Here is a 20,616-nt window from a genome sequence, read left to right as displayed (position 1 = left end):
CGCCCACCCTAGCGGGCCGGCGCGGCCGTGCTCTTGCGTACCATGAGGCGGGTCGGCACGGTTGTGACGCCGCTGGCCGGGTTGTTTCCGGAGATCTGCTGGAGCAGCTTCTCTATACTGAGCCGGCCAACCGAAGAGAAGTCTTGCCGGATAGTGGTCAAGGGCGGCCAAAAGGACGTGGATTCCTCGAGGTCATCGAATCCTACGATGCTGACATCTTCCGGTATGCGGCGCCCAAGTTCGTGAAGGGCTCGCATTGCCCCGAGGGCCATCTGATCATTCGCGGCGAAAATGGCCGTGACTTCGGGATTGCGGCCCAGCTCCATCCCCAGGTGGTATCCGGATTCGGTGGACCAATCGCCATGGAAAACAGCAGGCGCTTCGATGCCTGCCTCGTTGAGCGTCCGCCTCCAGGACTCTTCCCTGTGCATGGCCGAAAAGGAGGACACGGGCCCCCCGATGTGCCAGACCTGCTGGTGTCCCAGATCCAGGAGGTGACTGGTAGCGAACCGTGCGCCTTCAGCCTGGTCGGTGTCCACCATGGGATGCCCGGACCCGGGAGTGGAGTCGATGACAACGGCTGGGAGGTCCTCTGGCAAAGTTATGTCTTCGCGATCGAACAGATGCGCCTCGAAGATGATGACCACCCCGTCCACGTCCTGCTCGCGGAGCCGCTGGTAGGCACCTGTCACGGTTCCTGTGGTGGGATCGTGGAGCGGTATCAAGGTGACGGAGTAGCCCGCCTGTGACGCGGCTGTTGCAATGGCATCCAAGGTTCGTCTGTTGCCATAGGTCGAGAGATTGAACACGATGACGCCGATGGATTTGAACTGGCCGCTCTTGAGTGCCCGGGCGGCCCTGTTGGGCCGGTAGCCCAGTTGCTTCATGGCATCGAGAACCCGGAGTTTGGTCTTTTCTTCAACATTCGATAATCCATTTGATACGCGGGAGACAGTTTGCGCGGAGACGCCGGCTGTCCGTGCTACATCGGCTATTGATGGTCCACGAACGGCCCGGGAGTTTCTGAGCAGGGGCGTGCCGCTGTCCTTTGTCCTGCCGGCCGGGTCGTGATTCTCCGCTGCATCCCCTTGTATGTTCACCTAAACATGCTAATCTTCTTTCAAGAATGTTTGCGTAAACATAGTGAGAAGAGAAGAAAATATCATGACAACGACGTCGCCCGTGGCCGACGCCCTACCCTCGGTCCGAACCCGGAAATACGCAGGACGATGGATGGGATGGGCATTCGTTGGCCCGTTCATGGGGGTCTTCCTGCTGGTATTCGTTGCGCCTGTGCTCTATGCGTTCTACTTGAGCCTCTTCCAGAACCAGATGGTGGGCGGCGACAAGTTCGTCGGGGGAGCCAACTATCTCCAGGCGCTCGCGGATCCCCAATTCTGGGACTCCGTGATCAGGGTGGTCGTCTTCCTGGTGGTCCAGGTCCCCATCATGTTGTTCCTGGCCCTGTTCGCGGCGTTGGCCCTGGACAGCGGGCGTCTCCGGGCGTCGTCGTTCTTCCGTATTTCGGTGTTCCTCCCGTACGCGGTCCCCGCGGTAGTGGCCACGCTGATGTGGGGATTCATTTATGGCCCCAGGTTTGGCCTGTTCGGCAGTATCAACGACTTCTTCGGGTTGAACCTTGCTGAGCCACTTTCCTCAAGCTGGATTCTCGCCTCCATCGGGAACATCAACACCTGGGAATTCACCGGCTACAACATGCTGATTTTCTATTCCGCGCTGAAGGTCATCCCTGCGGAACTCTACGAAGCAGCGAATCTCGACGGAGCAGGTACGTTCCGGGTGATCCGAAGCATCAAGCTTCCCTCCATCCGCGGAGCCATCGGCATCGCCAGCATCTTCTCGGTCATTGGCAGCTTCCAGTTGTTCAACGAGCCGAACATCCTCAAGGCGTTGGCGCCAAACTCCATCAGTTCCTACTTCACGCCCAACATGTACGCCTTCAACCTCTCGTTCGCGGGCCAACAGTTCAACTACGCAGCGGCGATCTCCATCATCATGGGCGTCCTGACGGTGATTGTTGCCTACGTCGTCCAGCTCTCCGGCTCGCGAAAGGATGCCTGACCCATGTCCGTAAGACTGAGCCCTGCCCATTCCAGCGATACCTCGCCCACGACGTTTCCGGAGGTGAAGACCCGCCGGTCACCTGCACCCAGACTGAACTCCCAGCGCCGCGGCGTCACCCGAAAGCGCTCCTCCATACTTCTCACCATCCTGATGGGGGTCATGGCGGTCTACGCATTGCTGCCTTTGTTCTGGCTTTTGGTCAACTCCACCAAGACCCAGACTTCCCTCTTCAGCTCGTTCGGTCTGTGGTTCTCCGGCGATTTCGCACTGTGGGACAACATCGTCGGCACGTTGACCTACAATGACGGCGAATTCCTGCGCTGGCTCGCCAACACCGTGCTCTACGTCGTGGTGGGTGCCGGCGGGGCGACGTTCCTCGCCACACTGGCCGGCTACGGGCTCGCCAAGTTCGATTTTCCCGGTAAGCGCGGGGTCTTCGCAGTGGTCCTCGGAGCAGTTGCCATTCCGGGCACTGCCCTGGCTGTCCCGACGTTCCTCATGTTCAGCCAGATGGGGCTCACCAACACCCCCTGGTCGGTGATCATCCCGTCCCTGATCAGCCCATTCGGGCTCTATCTGGTATGGATCTACGCCCTGGAGTCCGTCCCCACGGAAGTTCTGGAAGCAGCGCGCATGGACGGTGCAGGGGAGTTCCGGACGTTCTTCACCATCTCATTGCGGATGCTGGCGCCGGGCTTCATCACTGTCCTGTTATTCACGGTTGTTGCCACATGGAACAACTACTTCCTTCCCTTGATCATGTTGAGCCAATCAACCTGGTACCCGCTCACCGTGGGGCTCAACAGCTGGAACGCCCAGGCGACCACGGCCGGCGGCGAGGCCATCTACAACCTCGTCATCACCGGATCATTCCTCACCATCGTGCCCATCGTGGGGGCGTTCCTCTTCCTCCAACGCTTCTGGCAGTCAGGACTGTCTGCCGGAAGCGTCAAGTAACAAGACCCGACGACGGCGACCTCCCGCCGTCGTAAATCTCCGCAACCGCATCTGAAAGGCACTCATTCAATGAAGAACAACCATCGCTTCCGGCGGGTGGCAACTGCCGCCCTGGCGGCCAGCCTCCTGGTAGGGGGCCTCGCCGCCTGCAGCGGCTCCGGGACACCCGCCAGCGCCGGAGCCGAAGGCGCCAGCGCCGAAGACATCGCCAAGGCACTGGACACCGAAACCACCCTCACGGTGTGGGGCTGGGCCCCTCAGCTCGAACCGATCGTCAAGGCCTTCGAAGCCAAGTACCCAAAGGTCCACGTCAACCTGGAAAACGTGGGAACGGGCAACGCCCACTACACCAAGCTGCAGAACGCCGTAAAAGCCGGAAGCGGTGCTCCGGACGTCGCACAGATCGAATACAACGCCCTGCCGCAGTTCGCCCTGTCCGAGGCTTTGGTGGACCTGAAGGAATTCGGCGCCGAGGAACTCAAGGACAACTACACCGAGTCCACGTGGGGGTCCGTGAACCTCAACGGTGGCGTCTACGCCCTCCCGCAGGACTCCGGCCCCATGGCCATGTTCTACCGTGCGGATGTCTTCGAAAAGCACGGCATCAGCGTTCCCACCACCTGGGACGAGTACGTTGAAGCCGGCAAGAAACTCCACGCAGCGGACCCCAAGGCCTACATCACGAGCGACACCGGTGACGCCGGCTTCACCACCAGCATGATCTGGCAGGCCGGCGGCAAGCCCTACACGCTGGACGGCAGCACCAAAGTAGCCGTTGATCTCCAGGATGAAGGCGCCAGGAAGTGGACCGGCACCTGGAACCAGCTCCTGAAGAACGACCTCCTTTCGCCCGTCACCAGCTGGAGCGACGAATGGTACAAAGGCCTCTCGGACGGAAGCATTGCCACGCTGATCATCGGTGCTTGGATGCCGGCAAACCTGGAATCGGGTGCGGCAGGTGCCAGCGGTCAGTGGCGGGTAGCCCCGATGCCGACCTACGAGAAGGGCGCAGCCGCAACGGCTGAGAACGGTGGCGGCGGCGACGCCGTGCTGAAGCAGAGCAAGAACAAGGCTGCAGCCTACGGCTTCCTCCAGTTCGCCAACGGCCCCGAAGGGGCCAAGATCCACGCTGCAAACGGTGGCTTCCCCTCCACCAAGGCTGATCTTGAGAGCGAATCATTCCTGAACGCTGAAAACGCCTACTTCGGCGGCCAGAAGATCAACGAGGTCCTGGTCCAGGCTTCCAAGGACGTTGTTCCGGGTTGGAGCTACCTTCCGTTCCAGACCTACGCCAACAGCATCTACAGCGACACGGTTGGTCAGGCCTACGGTTCCAAGGGCGATCTGAATGACGGCCTCAAGGCCTGGCAGGATGCCACGGCAAAGTACGGCCAGCAGCAAGGCTTCACCGTTACCACCAAGTAAGACGTGGCGCGGGTCCAGGGTCACTTCCTGAGGCCCTGGACCCCGCTCCACCATTTCAGATTGGATTTCCCCTATGCCAACCTTCACTATCGGCGAGCAGGACTTCATGCTTGACGGTCAGCCCCACCGCATCCTTTCAGGCGCCCTGCACTACTTCCGCGTCCATCCGGATCAATGGGCGGACCGGATCCGGAAGGCCAGGCAAATGGGGCTCAACACCATCGAGACCTACGTTCCGTGGAATGCGCATGCCCCGGCTCCGGGGGTCTTCGACACTTCGGATGGCTTGGATCTGGGCCGCTTCCTTGACCTGATCGCCGCGGAAGGCATGCACGCAATCGTTCGCCCAGGGCCGTACATCTGTGCGGAATGGGACAACGGAGGTCTTCCTGCGTGGCTGTTTGATCGCGGCGCGGCGGCCATTCGTGCCGACGACCCGGTCTACATGGCCGCCCTCACCGAATACCTTGAACACCTGGCCCCCATCCTTGTTCCCCGTCAAATCGACGCTGGTGGTCCAATCATCCTGATCCAGATCGAGAACGAGTACGGTGCCTACGGTGCCGACCGGTTCTACCTGGAAAAGCTCGTGAAGGTCAACCGCGAAATCGGGCTGACCGTGCCCTTCACCACGGTAGACCAGCCCCAGGACGACATGCTGGCCAACGGCAGCCTCCCGGAGCTTCACAAGACCGGTTCGTTTGGTTCCCGCTCGGCAGAACGGCTTGAAACACTTCGCCGCCACCAGCCCACCGGTCCCCTCATGTGTTCTGAATTCTGGGTGGGCTGGTTCGATCACTGGGGAGCACACCACCACACCACCACCGTGGAGCAGTCCGCCAACGATCTTGAGGTGCTGCTGGAGCTCGGCGCGTCCGTGAACATCTACATGTTCCACGGCGGCACAAACTTTGGACTCACCAACGGCGCAAATGACAAGGGCGTTTACCAGCCGATCGTCACCAGCTATGACTACGATGCGCCCTTGGACGAAGCCGGAAACCCGACGGCCAAGTACTGGGCCTTCCGTGATGTCATTGCCAAGTACACCGATCTCGACGACGACGACGTGCCCGCGCCGGCGCACCTCGGTTCCAGTTTCAGTGTCTCCTTGCCGCAGTCCCTCCCGCTCTGGGACAGCCTGGACGGCATGGGACCGTGGACCTCCCACGAGGGATTGCGAACCAGTGATGACTTGGGCCATTACTCCGGATTTACCCTTTACCGGACAGAAATCAGCGTGTCGGGGACCGCGGTTCTGGACTTTGACGAGGTGCGGGACAGAGCCCAGGTTTTCCTCGACAGGCAACCGGTGGGAACGTTGTCCCGGGATCACCATGAAACGTCGCTGGCCCTTCCTGACCATGCCACCGGCGTGCTGGAGATTCTGGTGGAGGACCAAGGACGGGTGAACTACGGACCCAGGCTGGGAGAACCCAAAGGGCTGGTTGGCAGCGCCCGGATCAATGGGGAAGTTCTGTGGACGTGGGATATCTTGCCGCTGCCCTTGGACAACGTCAGCTCTGTGGTTCAGGCACTGGAGAAACAAACTTCCGACTCCGACGCGGCCGTTTCCGGGCCTGTATTTGTCCAGGGGACGTTCGACCATGCCGGTGGTGGCGACCTTTTCCTGTCCACCGAAGGATGGACCAAGGGCATGGTGTGGGTCAACGGATTTAGCCTCGGCCGCTACTGGTCCCGGGGTCCACAGCACACGCTCTACGTTCCCGGGCCGCTCCTGCGGAGTGAAAGCAACACCATCACAGTGCTCGAATTGCACGCAGCCACACACCGCTCTGTTGCGTTCGTGGCGACCCACAACCTGGGCCATACGGAGTTCTGACCATGACGATAACCCAAACGACAAAGGCAGGAATTGCTACTCCAACGGGCCAGCAGTTCCGGATCTCCGCGGAACCAGGCGAGGACGGGCATGTGGTCTCTGCGGTAATTACGGAGATCGGCGGCACCATCCGCAGCCTCACTGTGGACGGCGAACACGTCATCGAGGAGTTCCCGGAGTTTGGTCTCCCCAAACACTGTGAGGGCCAGATACTGATTCCGTGGCCCAACCGGGTCCGGGATGGGCGGTGGTCCCATGACGGGAAAGACCTCCAGTTGGCCATCAGCGAACCCGAGCGGGGCAACGCCATTCATGGCCTGGTCACGTTCCGTCCCCACACACTGCTGCACCGGTCCGCCGGCGAGCTGACCCTTCAGGTTCGGATCTACCCGAGCGAAGGCTACCCGTTCGCTGTGGACGTGGAGACCACGTATTCGGTAGCTCCGGAAGGGCTGACGGTCACCCATTCGCTGACCAACAGGTCGGCAAGGCCTGCCCCCGCTGCCATTGGTTCGCACCCCTACCTGCGGGTTGGCCCGGCGTCGATGCAGGACGTCTCGTTGACAGTCAACGCTGGCTCTTACGTGGTGGTTGATGAGCGTTTGAACCCCGTAGGAACGTTGCCCGTTTCCGGAACACCCATGGATCTGTCCGCAGGGCCCAAAGTGGGCGGGCTGCAACTGGACACAGCGTTCCTGGATCTCACGCCAGCCCCCGACGGAATGTACCGGCATCTCCTCGAAGCGCCGAACGGAGACGCCGTGGAGGTATGGGGCGACGCGAATTATCAGTACGCGCAGGTGTATACCACCACGGATTATCCCGCGGGAGGCCACCGGACCGCCGTCGCTGTGGAACCCATGACGGCGCTCCCCAACGCTTTCAATACCGGAGTCGGGTTGCGCTGGCTCGAGCCGGGAGAGACCTGGCAATCATCATGGGGGATTTCACACAGGATTGGCCGCGCACAGGGCAACCAGCGCAGAGGAGAGAACTGACCATGGCATGGCTGGTAACAGGAGGAGCCGGCTACATCGGCTCGCACGTAGCCCGGGCACTCATGGATGACGGCCAAGCCGTAGTGGTCATCGATGACCTGTCCAGCGGCAAGCGCGGATTTGTGCAGAAAGGCGCTGCGTTCGAGCAGGGATCGCTGCTGGATACCGAATTCCTCAAAGCAGTATTCGAACGTCACGACATATCCGGCGTCATCCACTTGGCGGGGTTCAAGTACGCGGGGGTGTCCGTTGAATGGCCACTTCACACCTATTCACAAAACGTCACAGGCACAGGAAACCTGTTGGCTGCCATGGAAGCGGCCTCCGTGCGGGCGATCGTCTTTTCTTCCAGCGCCGCCGTTTATGGGAGCACGGACGTGGAGTTGGTGACCGAATCAACTCCCACAAAGCCGGAATCTCCCTATGGGGAATCGAAGCTCGTTGGTGAATGGCTCATCGCAGACCAAGCGCGGGCCACGGGGCTTCGCCATACGTCGCTCCGCTATTTCAATGTGGTTGGCTCCGGCATCCCGGAAGTCGTCGACGTCAGTCCGCACAACCTGTTTCCCTTGGTCTTCCAAGCGCTGAAGAATGGCGCGACGCCAAAGATCTTTGGGACGACGTACGCCACGCCGGACGGCAGTTGTGTCAGGGACTACGTCCACGTTGCAGACGTTGCTGCGGCCCACGTGGAAGCTGCCCGGAAGCTCCGGGAGGGGGTTGACCTGGAGCCTGTCTACAACCTGGGCAGTGGAACGGGGGTATCAGTCCGTCAGATCATGACTGAAATGGCGTCCGTGACGGGGATTCATTTCGCTCCTCAAATTTGCGCAGCCCGACCCGGTGATCCTGCCCGGATCGTCGCCTCCGGCGAACTGGCACGCCGCGACATCGCTTGGGAACCGAGGCATACGCTCCGTGACATGATCTCCAGCGCCTGGGCGGCGGCCGGGAACCAGAAGTTATCCACCCACTAGCACTGCAATGCACTATCCCAAAGGAACATCATGATCGAGGCGCCTGAACTTTTGGCCACCATCACAGCAACCAGTAAGTCCAGCATGGAAAACAACCTCAACGCCGCCATTCTGGCTGCGGAGCAGCGTGCGCGCAATGAAGGCCGCTGCGGGATCCTGGTCACACGGCTGGACTATGCGTCCTACACCGTGGAACTTTCACCGGACGTGCCCTACGGCTACACCTATGAGAAACAGAACGCCTAAGCCCTTGGCATCGGGGCGTGACCACGATTTTTACGTAAGCTGCCGCATGTTCACGTGAGCATGCGGCATCCTCAAAGGATGGATTAGAGAGTGACTACCAGCGGAACGGTCCCCCACTTGGCCGTGCGGCCAAGCGCGCGAAGCAAAGCCCGCTCCGCGAGTGTTCGCCGAAGATTTGTCCGCTTTCGCTCGGCGGAGTCGGCCAGGATCCTGTTGTCCTGCGTCCTCGTGGCTTTTAGTTTCGCACTCGGCTTCACGCCGAGTTGGGCCTCGGAGACCAACGGCTCCGATATCCAGCTGAACGTTGAGATTGCGCCACGAGCTCAATGTGGCGGTCAGTGCGGTGGTGGCGGACTCCCCGCCACCGGCATCGACCCCATGGGAGCCCTCATTGCTGCGGGGCTCTGCGGAGGGACCGGCATGGCCCTCCTGCTCGTCGGTCGGGAGCGCCCCGCCACCCGGCAAAAGGGTGATTAGGCTCTTGTCGAATAGCCTGAATACGTGTAAGTTTACGTAAACATTCCAGATAGTAAATGCATGGATTTGCCCCACCAGCTGCTTGCATGCGCACAGCCGCGCGTCGACCAGCGTGTTTACCCAACCTCGAGGCAACCGACTTTTCGGGCGAGGGAGGGTGAAGTTCCGCCGAACTGGATTCCGTATTACGAGCACGGAGTCCGCCCCTGGCGCTTTCCTTTACCGACACTTGGATATGAATCTCCCGCATCCCCCGTACCAAGGAGCAAAACGATGAGCAAAGCGAGTTTGATCGCGAGAATCTCGGCAGCAGCCGCAGGCACTGCCCTGCTGGCAGGCGTGGCCGGAGCCGCGATGGCCGAGGAAAACCATGGCGACCAAGACGTCGACGTGAATGTAGCAATTGCCCAGATTGATGAGCCCGGAATCCTGGCCATGAGCGTGGCAGGCACCACCACAACGCTGACTGAAACCGGCTCCACCCCCACCGTCCGTCAGTTCACGGGGTCGCTGCCCACGGTCACGGTGACCGATACCCGCCTGCCTGGTCAAATCCCGGCCGGCGCAGGCTGGTACGTCATTGGGTCGTCCACGGACTTCGCCGGAGCCACCGGACAGCCCGCAATCGGTGCCGGCCACCTGGGATGGTCGCCGTCGTTGATCGACGGCGGTGAATCCGGCCAGGTGGCCGAAGGCGACGTCGTGCAGACAGTGATGGATTCCGGTCCGAACGCAGTGGGTTTGGTGGACAAAGAGTTGCTCGCGCTGGCCCTGAACTCCACTGCGATTGCGCCTGAAGGTCAGTGGACAGCCTCCGCAGGACTGTTCCTGCGTACTCCTGCCACGGTCGCGCCCGGCAATTACACCGCGAAACTGACGTTGTCGTTGTTCGAGTAGACGCAGTGTTGGTCCGGCTCTTGGGGGAGCCGGACCATTTTGTTTTCAGTACGAAAAGTTGCAGAGACATGTCCTTTCTGCCGAATAAAGGAGCACCCCTTGATTCCCGAAATCGCCGACCTTCCGGCCCTGGAGTGGACGTCATCGACCAGCCATCTCAGTTACGACCAATCCGGGGGAACGCTCACGCTCACGGCGGCACCCGGCGTCGACTGGTCCAACGATTCACTCGGGGGCGAACAGCAGCACCGGGCCTCGGCCCTGGCTTTCACGGCGCCTAAGAACTTCTCGCTGTCGGCCCGGGTCATGGTCGCCTCGCCCCGAACAACGTTCGACGCCGGTGTGCTGGCCTTGTGGGTGGACAGCGAACACTGGGCCAAACTCTGCTTCGAATACTCCCCACAAGGGGAAGCCATGGTGGTAAGCGTGGTGACCAACGGCTATTCGGACGACTCCAACGGTCCGGTGGTCACCGCGCCCTGGGTATATCTTCGGGTCAGCCGGGTAGGGCCGGCCTGGGCGTTTCACTCTTCAGCGGACGGCCGGAAATGGTCCTTTGTCCGTCTCTTCAGGCTGGACACGGAAAAACCAGTCCGAGTTGGGTTCATGTCCCAAGCGCCCATGGGCGATAGCTGCGAGGCGCGCTTCGACAGCATCGAATTCACTCAGGCAGCTCCGGAAAACCTCCGCGACGGCAGCTAGAAGCGGGCGGGGCCAATAGCACGGGAAGCTTGTGGATATCCAGATGCTTGGTTAAAGCAAACAAGGTAAGTTGGCAGGGTGATTCCCTCCCTGAAACCTGCCATTGACCGCGCCCCCGGAGTCTCCAAGGAGATCGAGGACGCAGCCTGGTATGTGCTCGGTCCGGCGCTTCACGGGAAACCCTCGGCGCTGGACGGCCGGACGCTCACCTGGACTGCGGATGCTGCTTCCGAGCTGCTCGAAAGACTCGAACGCGGGGTTGAAGATTCCAAAGCGCCCATGATGACCAACCTGCGGAACAACCTGGAGGGTGCCTCCCGGGAAGCCAAGCTGCTGGCTGTGGAATTGCTGTTCCTGCAGTCACTGCCGCTGGCCCACGAGGTCAAGTCCCTGAGGGTCAAGCGCGCACGGGTAGCCGAGGCAGCGTCCTGGGTGGAGCCGCCCATCGAACTCCCGGAAGAACTGTACGAGGGCATGACGGACCACGGCGTGATCCGCGACCGTACCGCCGAATTCAACTGGACCATCTGGGATCACTTGAAATGGTTGTGCCGTTTCGTTGCCCATGTGGACAGCCAGAGCACCGCATCCATCAACCGGGCGCTCGCGGACCCCTTGATGTTCCACGAACTTGCAGCTGCAACGCCTGAGGACCAGCCTGCCCTGCGCCGCAGCATCGAGTACTTGGTGTGGCCAAGCTATTTTGAGCCCGTGGTGGCGGACGTTGAGCGCCAGGAAATCCGGGATGCCTTTGCCTCACTGGTGGGAGGGGCCAAGGGCGACACGGATGAGGACATCACGGCGGACATCCACCGCATCCGGCTGCACCTGGATGAGCAAGCCGGCCAGCGCATCGATTGGTATGCCCGGCAACTGGTGAGCCAATGGCGCAAAGTGGGAGATCCGGGCCGCCGGTCCTGGCTCCTGCGGACCCACCACGACAATGCGGAGCTGCTCGCCTCCTGGGTCGCCGACGAAAAAGCAACCCTCGAGGTGCAACACCTCCGCACCCTCACCGCGGGCGTCACAGCCGGTGTTGTCCAGCATGCCGTGGACGAGGATTACAAACACCTGGGCTACGTGGAACGCGAAGACACCAAGACGGCTGTGTTCGCTTTCCTCACGGTCATGAAACCCGGTGATCTTACGCTCTACCAGCATGCCGGCCGCGTGCGGGTAGGCGTGGTCCTTGGCGAGCCGGAGCATGATGAGGACAACCGCCGGATCCGCCGCAAGGTCCGGTGGTTTGATGACAGCTACGCCATCCCGGAACTTCCGCGCCATGCCCAGCGGCAGCTGTCCACGCCCGGCATCCTGGTCGATGTCACCAGGGTCATCCAGGCGCTGCAGGAACTGCTCCCGGTGGAGGCCGAAACCGACGGTGAGGACGAAGCGCCGCCCACCGTCGCCGTCGAGGTTGTCCAGCAGGGCTTCCGGCCCCTGACCGAAGAGTTCGCCGCGTCACTGCACATGGACCTGGCACCGTTGCAGGAGATCGCGGAACTGCTGGAGGACAACCGCCAGCTGGTCCTGTTCGGTCCCCCGGGAACCGGCAAGACCTACCTCGCCAAGCACCTGGCCGCCGAGCTCGCCGGCGACCACACCGATGAACGCGTGAAGCTGGTCCAGTTCCACCCGTCATACGCGTATGAGGACTTTTTCGAGGGGTACAGGCCGGACAAGACCGACGACGGCCAAGTCTCCTTCAAGCTGGTCGCAGGACCGCTGCGTCGCCTTGCTGAAGAAGCGGCGAAGCCGGAGAACGCGCACAAACCGTACTTCCTGATCATCGACGAAATGAACCGCGCCAACCTGGCCAAGGTGTTCGGCGAACTCTACTTCCTGCTCGAATACCGGGACGACCGCATCTACCTGCAGTACAGCCCCAACGAGCCCTTCAGCCTGCCGGACAACCTCTACATCATCGGCACCATGAACACCGCAGACCGCTCCATCGCCATGATGGATGCAGCCATCCGCCGACGCTTCGCGTTCATCGAACTGCACCCCAAGGTAGAACCGGTCCGTGGTTCGCTGCGCCGCTTCCTTGAGGCCCGCGGGCTGGACACCCTCAACGCGGATCTGCTCGATGCCCTCAACGATGCGATCGACGATTGGGACCGGGACCTGATGATCGGGCCGTCGTATTTCATGAAGAACGCCGCCCAGAACCCCACGGGGTTGCGCCGGATCTGGAAGTACGAGCTCATGCCGTTGCTGGAAGAGCACTACCACGGGCAGCTGAACCGGGCCCAGTTGGAGGAGCGCTTCGGCCTGGACCAGTTGCTGGGACGTCTTGGGGACCGCTAACGCCATCCCCCCGAGGCCGGCGAGGGCACCCGCGAGTGCCCGGGCCGTCAACACGGGACCCCGGCACATCGTCATGGACGAGCTCTCCGGCGGGGTGGTGGACAAACTCGATCCCGAATCCGCTGCCTTCATCAACACCAGCGGACTGGCCAAAGCATCACCCATGGGCATGGGGCTGTACCGCATTGAGCCGGCAGGCAAGGTGGGCTCCGTACGCACGGCCACTGTGCAGCTGGAAGTCCGCCCCAAGGACCGCTTGGGCCTCAGCCGCCTGCTGTTCCTGCTCAGTTATGCCGGCGAGCAAGGCTTTCGGGACCATTCGGTGGAAGCCGTGGAGCACCCGGACCTGTGGAGTGCACTCGCGGAGTCCTTGGCGCAGCTGGCGGACAAGGCACTCAGCCGCGGGGTTTTGCAGGGCTACCTCACCGTTGAAGAGTCGTTGCGTACGGTCAAAGGCCGGATCCGTATTTCGGACCAGATCTCGCGGCGTCCCGGCATGATGGTGCCGCTGGAGGTCTCCTACGACGAGTTCACCGAGGACATCGCAGAGAACAGGATTCTCCGGGCCGCACTGGAACGCATGGGCCAGGTTCCCGGGGTCCGGCCCGACGTCCTGAGCCGCTTGCGGCAGCTCAAGGGAAAGCTCGACGCCGTAACCCGCCTTCAGCCCGGCGCACCGCTGCCGCCGTGGCGGGCCAGCCGGATGAACCTGAGGTTCCACGCAGTCTTAAGGCTGGCCGAGGTCATCCTGCGCAACGCATCAGCGGAGGCAGGCCACGGTAAGCAGCAGACGGCGTCGTTCGTGGTGGACATGGGGCAGGTGTTCGAGGAATTCGTGGGGACGGCCCTTCGAAGCGCCATGGCGGCCCACCCGGGCGAGATGCGCCTGCAGTACGGCGCGCTCCTGAACGAGGCCGTCCGGGATACCGACCGGTTGACCGTCCGGCCGGATGCGGTGCACTTCCTGGGCGGGCGGCCGGTGGTGGTGTACGACTCCAAGTACAAGGCAGCGTCCGACGCCGGTGCCTCCCTCAGCGCGGACCATTACCAGTTGCTGGCCTACTGCACAGCCCTACGGGTCCCCACGGCCTGGCTGGTTTACGCCGGGGCGGGGGAAGTGAAGCTGCGGCGCATCCTGAACACGGACATCGACATTGTGGAGTATCCGTTGGACCTGTCCCGGCCGCCGTCGGAAATCCTTGCCGCAGTGGCGGACCTCGCTGAACAGTCGTGGGGCGAAGTAGTACGCCAGGCTGTGGCGGGACGATCGGCGTCGGACTAGCCTGAGTGGTAAACCATTCGCCAATAGGAGGCACCATGGCCGGCAAGAAGACGTGGCGTGACATGAGCAAGGGACAGCGCATCTCTGTGCTGGTCAGTGGTGCTGTGAACCTGGTGTTGCTGGTGGCAGCGCAGCGAAGCATCGCCAAAACCCCGGACTCGAACATCAGGGGCAGCAAAGTGATGTGGCGTGCGGTTTCGTTCATCAACTTTTTCGGGCCGGTCAGCTATTTCCTGTTCGGCAGGCGACGCGAATCCGGCTTGGTGGGCGGCACCCCCGCAAAGCGCTGAGGGCTAGGCGGGCATCTTCACTGTGAAGGTGGTTCCGCGCCCGGGCACGCTCTCCAAGGTAATGGTTCCGCCGTGGGCTTCAACGATTGCTTTGCTGATGGGCAGGCCCAACCCGACGCCGGGGATGGCGCTCTTGCGGACGCCACCGGCGCGGAAGAATTTGGTGAAGGCCTCGGCCTGTTCTTCCTCGTTCATGCCCATGCCGGTATCGGTGACACGGCAGAAAACAAAGTCCTCATCCTCCCAGGCCGCAACCTCCACATCGCCGCCGTCGGGGGAGTACTTGATGGCGTTCGACACCAGGTTGTCCAGCACCTGGGCCAGCCGTGATGAGTCCACGCGGGCTTCCAGGGCATCGGGCAGGTCCATCGACAGCCGGATACCGGCCTTGGCTGCGCGGGGCTCGGCGGAGGTAACGCTTCCCCGGACCAGTTCGGCAACGTCTGCCGTGTGCCGTTGAATGACGATCTGTCCGGATCGCACCGCCAACAGATCCGAAACCAAGGTGAGCAGCCGCTCGGCGTTCCGTTTGACGATGTCCAGTTGTTTGCGGGAGTGGGCATCCAAAGCTTCGGCGTCGTCCAGGATCAGCTCGACGTAGCCCAGGATGGACGTCAACGGGGTACGGAACTCGTGGGAGACGTTTGCCACGAAGTCATCCTTGGCAGCCAGTGCATTCACCAGATCGGTGACGTCACTGAAGACCACCACGGAGCCTGCGAACTTCCCGGCGTCGTCCAGCATGGGGCGGGCGCTGGTGGTGAAGGCCCGTTGACCCTCTCCTGCACCCAGCCAGACCAGTTGGTCCGTGAAGCGTTCCCCCAGGACGGCGCGTCGCACAGGTCGGCGGTCAGGCGGCAGGGGAGTGCTCCTGTCGATGTCGAACACCAGCAGCTGCGATTCGTTGGGGTCGTCGTTGTCCGGCGGCGTGGCCAAGACGTGGGTCTGGCGCTGGCGCCTGTTCATGAGGATGTCGTGCCCGTCGCCGTCAACAGCCACCACGCCCAGCGGGAGGGCTTCCATGACGGTGTTCAGCAACCGTTCCTGCTTGGTACTGATGTCCAGTGCATCTTTCAGGGCCGCGTCCTTTTCCTCCAGCACGCGTTGCTGGCGCACCATGCTCAGGGTCAGGACGCTGACAGAGACGCCGATTCCGAGGATAAGGATGGGGAACAACAGTGGTTTGGTGAGGGCCTGTTCGCTGACATCGTTATGGACGAACACCGGAACCCAGACAATGGCGAGTGGGCCCAGGAAGGACATGACGATGGCCAGCCGCGGGTAGAGGCCGGACGCGCACAACCAGATAACGGGCAACACCACCAGGACACTGAGGCCGGTAAGTGCCTCTTGCCCGCCTTCCCTGCCGAAACCTATGGAAACCATGTCCAGGATGGGGATGCTGAGGAAGCTGGCAAACGGCAGGCGGTGCCATGGAACCACAATGCACAATGCCAACAGGAAGGCCTGGCTCAGCAGGAAGATAAGGAACAGCGGGTTTGCAAGCGTGGCGGGGAAAAACAGCCACACCAGAATTGCCGAAATACAGACACACACCGATAACGGCAATTGACTGAGGACAACCCGCATCCGCAGGGTATGTTCGTGGAACGAGCGCTGAAAAATCAACAATTTCTTCTTGTCACCAATATCCCAAGCTGAGGGTTGGGTCATGGCACAACCACCACGGGTGCGGAAGAAATTCGGTTCATGAGATCAGCCTAACCATAACGGATATACTTCTGAGGTTATCGAAGGGGCTGAGGGGCAGCGATGAGTGAAGTACGTGTGGGGCTGGTCATTGAAGACGACCAGGATATTCGCGAGTTGGTGCGGGTAGTTCTTTCCCAGGCTGGATTTGATGTTCATACTGCGTCGACCGGTTCTGCCGGTGTGACGTCGGCCCGTGAACTCAATCCGGACGTTATCACCCTGGACCTTGGCCTTCCTGACATTGACGGCTTCGAGGTCGCCCGGCAGATCCGCAAGTCCTCAGACGCGTACATCATCATGCTCACGGCCCGCGCCGAGGAACTCGATACCCTCATGGGTTTGGAAGCCGGTGGCGACGATTACCTCACCAAGCCTTTCCGGCCGCGCGAACTGCGCGCCCGGGTGGAGGCCATGATGCGCAGGCCGCGAGCGTCGTCGGACGTCAAGAGCGCGCCGGAAGAAGCGGATCCTGAGATGATCCACAACGGACTGGCCGTGTCGGCCGGTTCCCGCACGGCAATCCTGAACGGCACAGAGTTGAAGCTCACCCGCACAGAGTTCGATCTCTTGTTGGCGCTGCTGGAAACCGGCCGGATTGTGCGGACCAAGGCCGATCTTGCCCGTCGCCTTCGCAACGAACCGTACGACGTCGGCAGTTACGTCAGCGACGCAGACGAACGTGCCGTCGAGGTGCACATGGGGAACTTGCGCAAGAAGCTGGGCGACAGCATCCAGGGCCCGCGGTGGCTTGAGACGGTCCGCGGCGTCGGGTACAGGCTCGCGCCGGCCGCTAACAACAACTAGGCAACCCGCAAGGGCTCGGCCGTGACCACTGGGTGGTCACGGACCGGGTCCTCGAAGAACTCCGCGTTGGCCCTGACGTAGTCAACCCATTCGTCAGGGACATCGTCCGAGTAGTAGATCGCCTCCACCGGGCACACCGGATCACAGGCGCCGCAGTCCACGCACTCCGAGGGGTGGATGTAGAGCGAACGGTCGCCCTCATAAATGCAGTCCACCGGACACTCATCAATGCAGGCCTTGTCCTTCACATCCACGCACGGCTGGGCGATCACGTAGCTCATGGCGGGCTACACCCCCGTGTAAACGGTCTTGCCCCAGGTGAAGAAGTCCAGCGCGGAGCGGCCTTGTTCGCGGAACGTGTTGGTGGAGGAATCCTTGACGCCGCCGAAGGGAACGTTCAAGTCCAGCCCTGCTGTTGGTCGGTTCACTTTCACCACGCCGGCCTGTGCCCGTGCGGCGAAGTCGGTGGCCAACGCCAACGAGTCCGTGCAGATTCCTGCCGTGAGGCCGTAGCGGGAATCGTTGATGGCCGCCAGTCCCGCTTCGTAGTCGGCCACCTCAAGCACGGCCACCACCGGACCGAAGATTTCCTCCGTAACGGCGGCGTCATCAAACGGCAGGTCCGTGAGGACGGCCGGTGCGAGGAACAGCGGACCGGTGGGGTCGCCGTCGTACTGTCCGTGCAGGAGCGTCGCACCACGTTCGACGGCGGTCCGCACCGCAGCCTGGTCCTGTTCGAATTGCTGCCTGCTCACCACGGCCCCCATACGGGTGTCTTCCGCAAGCCCGTCTCCGGGGTTGTAGCCGGCTGCCTCCGCTACGAGGGCTTCCAGGAACGCGGGCCGGATGCCGGGTGTCACGTAGACGCGCGACGTTGCCGTGCAGGCCTGGCCCGTCAGCCCGAATGCCCCGGCAGCCACCACCTGCGCGGCCTTGCGGGCATCGGCGTCGTCGAGGACAAGGACCCCGTTCTTGCCGCCCATTTCCAGCTGGACCCGGGCACGGCGTGCGTTGAGGATCTCCTGCAGCCCCAGGCCCACTTTGGTTGAGCCGGTGAAGGACAGTCCAGCGATCCGGGGATCCCGGGCCAGGGCGTCGCCCACGATACGGCCCTTGCCATGGACCACGTTGAAGACTCCCGCCGGGAGTCCGGCGTCCTGCAGGGCACGGGCCAGGTGTGTGGCAGAGAGGGGAGTGAGCTCGGCGGGCTTGATCACCACGGTGTTGCCGCTGATGAGTGCCGGTGCCGTTTTCCAAGCAGGGATGGCGATGGGGAAATTCCAGGGCGTGATGAGTCCGACAACGCCCAGTGCTTCGCGGCGGGTGGTGATGGTGGTGTCCGGAAGTCCGCTGGGAAGGACTTCACCCGTGGCGGCCCAGCCGAGGGAGCCGAAGAAGCGCAGCACGTCGGAGGCCCGCTTCACTTCGCCCTTGGCTTCGGCCAGGGTCTTGCCCTCTTCACGGACCAGATCCTCGGCGATGGCGGCCTGCCGTTCGAGCAGGAGGTTGCCGGCTGCGATCAGTATGGCGCCACGAGCCGGCGCGGGCAGTGCGGCCCATGCCGGCTGCGCAGCCGAGGCGGCGGTGATGGCAGCGTCCACGTCCTCGGCGGAGCCGCTGGGGGAGAGCGCGGCGAGCTCATCCGGGCGGGCCGGGTTCATCCGCCCGGTGACGGCTTCGCCGAGCCATTGGCCGTTGATGAGGTGCTGGGCCGTGAGGGTTGCCTGCACTGTGAGGCTGGTGTCAGTAATAAGGCTGGTGTCAAAACTTGTGGAGGTCATGTTCGATCCTTGGGTAGAAGGTTTACAGGCTGCGGATCAGGCCGCCGTCGCACCTGAGCGCGACTCCGGTGATGTACGACGCCGGTGCGCTGCACAGGAAGGCGGCCGCGGCACCGAACTCGGCGGGTTCTCCATATCGTCGGGCGGGTATGGTCTTGCGGGATTCGAGCTGGATGTCCTGCAGCGTGGTACCACGGCGTTTGGCCGCGGCCTGGTCCAGTTGGGCGACGCGGTCCGTGGCGATCCTGCCGGGAAGGAGCAGGTTCACTGTGACCTCGTCCAAAGCGACTTCGGCCGCGAGGGTCTTCAGGTAGCCGGCCAGCGCGGCGCGGCCGGTGTTGGAGACCGCCAAATTGGGAAGAGGGGCAGCGACGCCGCTGGAACCGATGGCCAGGATGCGTCCCCAGCGGCGCTCACGCATTCCCGGCAGGGCCCGGGACACCAAGGCATGATGCGGTTTGACCAGGAGGTCGAAAGCAGCGGCCATGTCCGCCGGGCTCAGGGTGGCTGCGGCACCCGGCTTGGGTCCGGGGCCGTTGAGGACCAGGATGTCGATCGGGCCAAGGTTCGCCACAGTCTGGTCCACGGCGGATTCGATGCCCTCCGGAGTGCCCAGGTCGGCTTCGATCGCGACGGCGTCGAAGCCGGCGCTGCCGAGCATGCCCGTGCCGTACGCGGCCTGCAGTTCAGCGACGATTTCCTTGGCCCGCTCACGCCGCCTGCCCACCACGGCCACCCGGACGCCTTCGGCAGCCAGGGCCCGTGCAACAGCCAGGCCAAGCCCGCCGGTCGAGGCCGCTACGAGTGCTGTCTTTCCCGCGATGCCCAAATCCATCAGATACTCCCTGCCGTGGTGTGTGCGGTCAGTGCGGCAGCGGCTTCTGCCAAGTGAACGTTCATCGCTTCGCGGAGCACGCCCGGGAAGCCGGCCGCCGGCGCGCGGACGCCGGAGTCCTTGATGAGGCCGCGTTCGCGGAGGCATTCCTTGCGGATGGCGAGCGCGACTTTCGCCTGCTGCTCAAAGTTGATGAGCGGCAGATACGGCTGCAGTTCGCGCTCGGCGGCTGCGTATCCTTCGTCTTGCCATGCCCGCACGCAGGCAATGAGGGCTTCCGGATAAGAGAAACCGGTCATGGCACCGGCGGCGCCCGCCAGGAGTTCGTCCAGGAGGCCCTGGCCGCCCAGCCCGCCGAAGACGGAAACCCCGACGGCGGCACTCAGCTCAGCGACGGCCACGCTGGTGGGTGGGGCCTCGGCTTTGACTGCTATGACGCTGGAGCAGGCATTCACGGTGGAGATCAATGCCGGTGTTGGGATGCTGACACCGCTGGCCAGCGGATAGTCCTGCAGCACAACTTTCGCCCCTGTTGCCCGGTGGATGGCATCAAGGTGGGCGATGACTGTCTCGGCGCGGGCCGAGTTCGCTTGCACCATCACTGCGGCGAGGCGCGGACCGGCGACCTCCTGGGCGGCCAGGATTTCTTCGATGGCTGGTCGGGTGGCCAACGCGGTGATGCCCACCACCAGCGGCAGGGTGGTGCTGTCGATGACCGTTTCCAGGACTTCGCGGCGTTCCTGCGGTGTCAGGGAGGATGCTTCGCCGAAGACGCCAAGGACGGTGAGCCCGGTTGTTCCTATGCCTTGGTAGTGCTCCACGAGTCCGGCGAGGCTGTCCAGGTCCACGTCCAGGGTGCTGCCTTGGAACGGGGTGGCGACAACGCCCCACACCCCGGGCGGCAGGGATTCACGGTTTTTGGGCGCAGAAGAGAGAGGCATGTGGTTCCTTTCAGTGCAAATGCGGTGCTGTGGTGCCTGAAGTGGCTGGTGGT

The 20,616-nt window shown here is 62.6% G+C and carries 20 protein-coding genes; 14 read left to right on the top strand and 6 right to left on the bottom strand.

Going from position 1 to position 20,616, the window contains the following annotated elements; all coding sequences use genetic code 11:
- Positions 1 to 8: 8 nt before the first annotated feature.
- Positions 9 to 1,094, bottom strand: a complete 1,086-nt coding sequence (locus IEY62_RS07435) for a LacI family DNA-binding transcriptional regulator (RefSeq protein WP_404595775.1) — start codon at positions 1,092 to 1,094, stop codon at positions 9 to 11.
- A gap of 70 nt (positions 1,095 to 1,164) precedes the next feature.
- On the opposite strand from IEY62_RS07435, the gene IEY62_RS07430 reads away from it, so the two are divergent.
- The 13 genes from IEY62_RS07430 (at position 1,165) to IEY62_RS07370 (ending at position 14,489) form a co-directional block, all read left to right on the top strand.
- The gene (locus tag IEY62_RS07430) at positions 1,165 to 2,082 is read left to right on the top strand and encodes a carbohydrate ABC transporter permease (RefSeq protein ID WP_189015461.1); all 918 of its coding nucleotides are present in this window, start codon (positions 1,165 to 1,167) and stop codon (positions 2,080 to 2,082) included.
- A 3-nt stretch (positions 2,083 to 2,085) separates the two neighbouring features.
- Positions 2,086 to 3,042 (top strand): carbohydrate ABC transporter permease, encoded by a 957-nt coding sequence (locus IEY62_RS07425; RefSeq protein ID WP_189015459.1) that lies wholly within the window; start codon positions 2,086 to 2,088, stop codon positions 3,040 to 3,042.
- 69 nt (positions 3,043 to 3,111) lie between these two features.
- Complete coding sequence (locus IEY62_RS07420) at positions 3,112 to 4,467, top strand: ABC transporter substrate-binding protein (protein WP_189015457.1); 1,356 nt, start codon at positions 3,112 to 3,114, stop codon at positions 4,465 to 4,467.
- A 73-nt stretch (positions 4,468 to 4,540) separates the two neighbouring features.
- Positions 4,541 to 6,310: a glycoside hydrolase family 35 protein gene (locus IEY62_RS07415; RefSeq protein WP_189015455.1), complete on the top strand. Its 1,770-nt coding sequence runs from the start codon at positions 4,541 to 4,543 to the stop codon at positions 6,308 to 6,310.
- A 2-nt stretch (positions 6,311 to 6,312) separates the two neighbouring features.
- The gene (locus tag IEY62_RS07410) at positions 6,313 to 7,308 is read left to right on the top strand and encodes an aldose 1-epimerase family protein (protein ID WP_189015453.1); all 996 of its coding nucleotides are present in this window, start codon (positions 6,313 to 6,315) and stop codon (positions 7,306 to 7,308) included.
- Between the two features lie 2 nt (positions 7,309 to 7,310).
- Entirely contained in the window at positions 7,311 to 8,285 is a 975-nt protein-coding gene (gene galE / locus IEY62_RS07405; protein WP_189015451.1) for a UDP-glucose 4-epimerase GalE, read from the top strand.
- Positions 8,286 to 8,315: 30 nt separating this feature from the next.
- Positions 8,316 to 8,531, top strand: a complete 216-nt coding sequence (locus tag IEY62_RS07400; protein WP_189015449.1) for a hypothetical protein — start codon at positions 8,316 to 8,318, stop codon at positions 8,529 to 8,531.
- A 90-nt stretch (positions 8,532 to 8,621) separates the two neighbouring features.
- Positions 8,622 to 9,008 carry a hypothetical protein gene (locus IEY62_RS07395; RefSeq protein WP_189015448.1) on the top strand — a complete coding sequence of 129 codons (387 nt, stop codon included), beginning with the start codon at positions 8,622 to 8,624 and terminating at the stop codon, positions 9,006 to 9,008.
- Positions 9,009 to 9,281: 273 nt separating this feature from the next.
- Positions 9,282 to 9,905 (top strand): hypothetical protein, encoded by a 624-nt coding sequence (locus IEY62_RS07390; RefSeq protein ID WP_189015446.1) that lies wholly within the window; start codon positions 9,282 to 9,284, stop codon positions 9,903 to 9,905.
- 99 nt (positions 9,906 to 10,004) lie between these two features.
- Positions 10,005 to 10,607: a DUF1349 domain-containing protein gene (locus tag IEY62_RS07385; RefSeq protein ID WP_189015444.1), complete on the top strand. Its 603-nt coding sequence runs from the start codon at positions 10,005 to 10,007 to the stop codon at positions 10,605 to 10,607.
- 78 nt (positions 10,608 to 10,685) lie between these two features.
- Positions 10,686 to 12,917, top strand: a complete 2,232-nt coding sequence (locus IEY62_RS07380; RefSeq protein ID WP_189015442.1) for an McrB family protein — start codon at positions 10,686 to 10,688, stop codon at positions 12,915 to 12,917.
- A 73-nt stretch (positions 12,918 to 12,990) separates the two neighbouring features.
- Positions 12,991 to 14,199, top strand: a complete 1,209-nt coding sequence (locus IEY62_RS07375; protein WP_189015440.1) for a 5-methylcytosine restriction system specificity protein McrC — start codon at positions 12,991 to 12,993, stop codon at positions 14,197 to 14,199.
- Positions 14,200 to 14,234: 35 nt separating this feature from the next.
- Positions 14,235 to 14,489, top strand: a complete 255-nt coding sequence (locus tag IEY62_RS07370; protein WP_189015438.1) for a PLDc N-terminal domain-containing protein — start codon at positions 14,235 to 14,237, stop codon at positions 14,487 to 14,489.
- Between the two features lie 3 nt (positions 14,490 to 14,492).
- On the opposite strand, the gene IEY62_RS07365 is transcribed toward IEY62_RS07370, so the two are convergent.
- Positions 14,493 to 16,163, bottom strand: coding sequence for an ATP-binding protein (locus IEY62_RS07365; protein WP_189015436.1), 1,671 nt, complete (start codon positions 16,161 to 16,163; stop codon positions 14,493 to 14,495).
- 99 nt (positions 16,164 to 16,262) lie between these two features.
- Between IEY62_RS07365 and IEY62_RS07360 the strand changes: the two genes are divergently transcribed.
- Positions 16,263 to 17,006: a response regulator transcription factor gene (locus IEY62_RS07360; RefSeq protein ID WP_189015434.1), complete on the top strand. Its 744-nt coding sequence runs from the start codon at positions 16,263 to 16,265 to the stop codon at positions 17,004 to 17,006.
- Here IEY62_RS07360 and fdxA read toward each other — a convergent pair.
- From fdxA to IEY62_RS07340, 4 genes are read right to left on the bottom strand one after another with little or no spacing between them, the layout of a single operon-like run.
- A complete protein-coding gene (gene fdxA / locus IEY62_RS07355) occupies positions 17,003 to 17,287 on the bottom strand; it encodes a ferredoxin (RefSeq protein WP_189015432.1) in 285 nt (94 codons plus the stop codon). The genes IEY62_RS07360 and fdxA overlap by 4 nt on opposite strands.
- Before the next feature lie 6 nt (positions 17,288 to 17,293).
- Positions 17,294 to 18,787 (bottom strand): aldehyde dehydrogenase family protein, encoded by a 1,494-nt coding sequence (locus tag IEY62_RS07350; RefSeq protein WP_189015430.1) that lies wholly within the window; start codon positions 18,785 to 18,787, stop codon positions 17,294 to 17,296.
- Between the two features lie 22 nt (positions 18,788 to 18,809).
- Positions 18,810 to 19,622: an SDR family oxidoreductase gene (locus tag IEY62_RS07345; RefSeq protein WP_189015428.1), complete on the bottom strand. Its 813-nt coding sequence runs from the start codon at positions 19,620 to 19,622 to the stop codon at positions 18,810 to 18,812.
- Entirely contained in the window at positions 19,622 to 20,563 is a 942-nt protein-coding gene (locus IEY62_RS07340) for a dihydrodipicolinate synthase family protein (RefSeq protein WP_189015427.1), read from the bottom strand. The genes IEY62_RS07345 and IEY62_RS07340 overlap by 1 nt, the downstream gene beginning before the upstream one ends.
- Positions 20,564 to 20,616 lie beyond the last annotated feature (53 nt).

This window comes from Paenarthrobacter histidinolovorans, assembly GCF_014647595.1.
Lineage (GTDB): Bacteria > Actinomycetota > Actinomycetes > Actinomycetales > Micrococcaceae > Arthrobacter > Arthrobacter histidinolovorans.
This window is presented reverse-complemented; position numbering and strand designations above follow the sequence as displayed.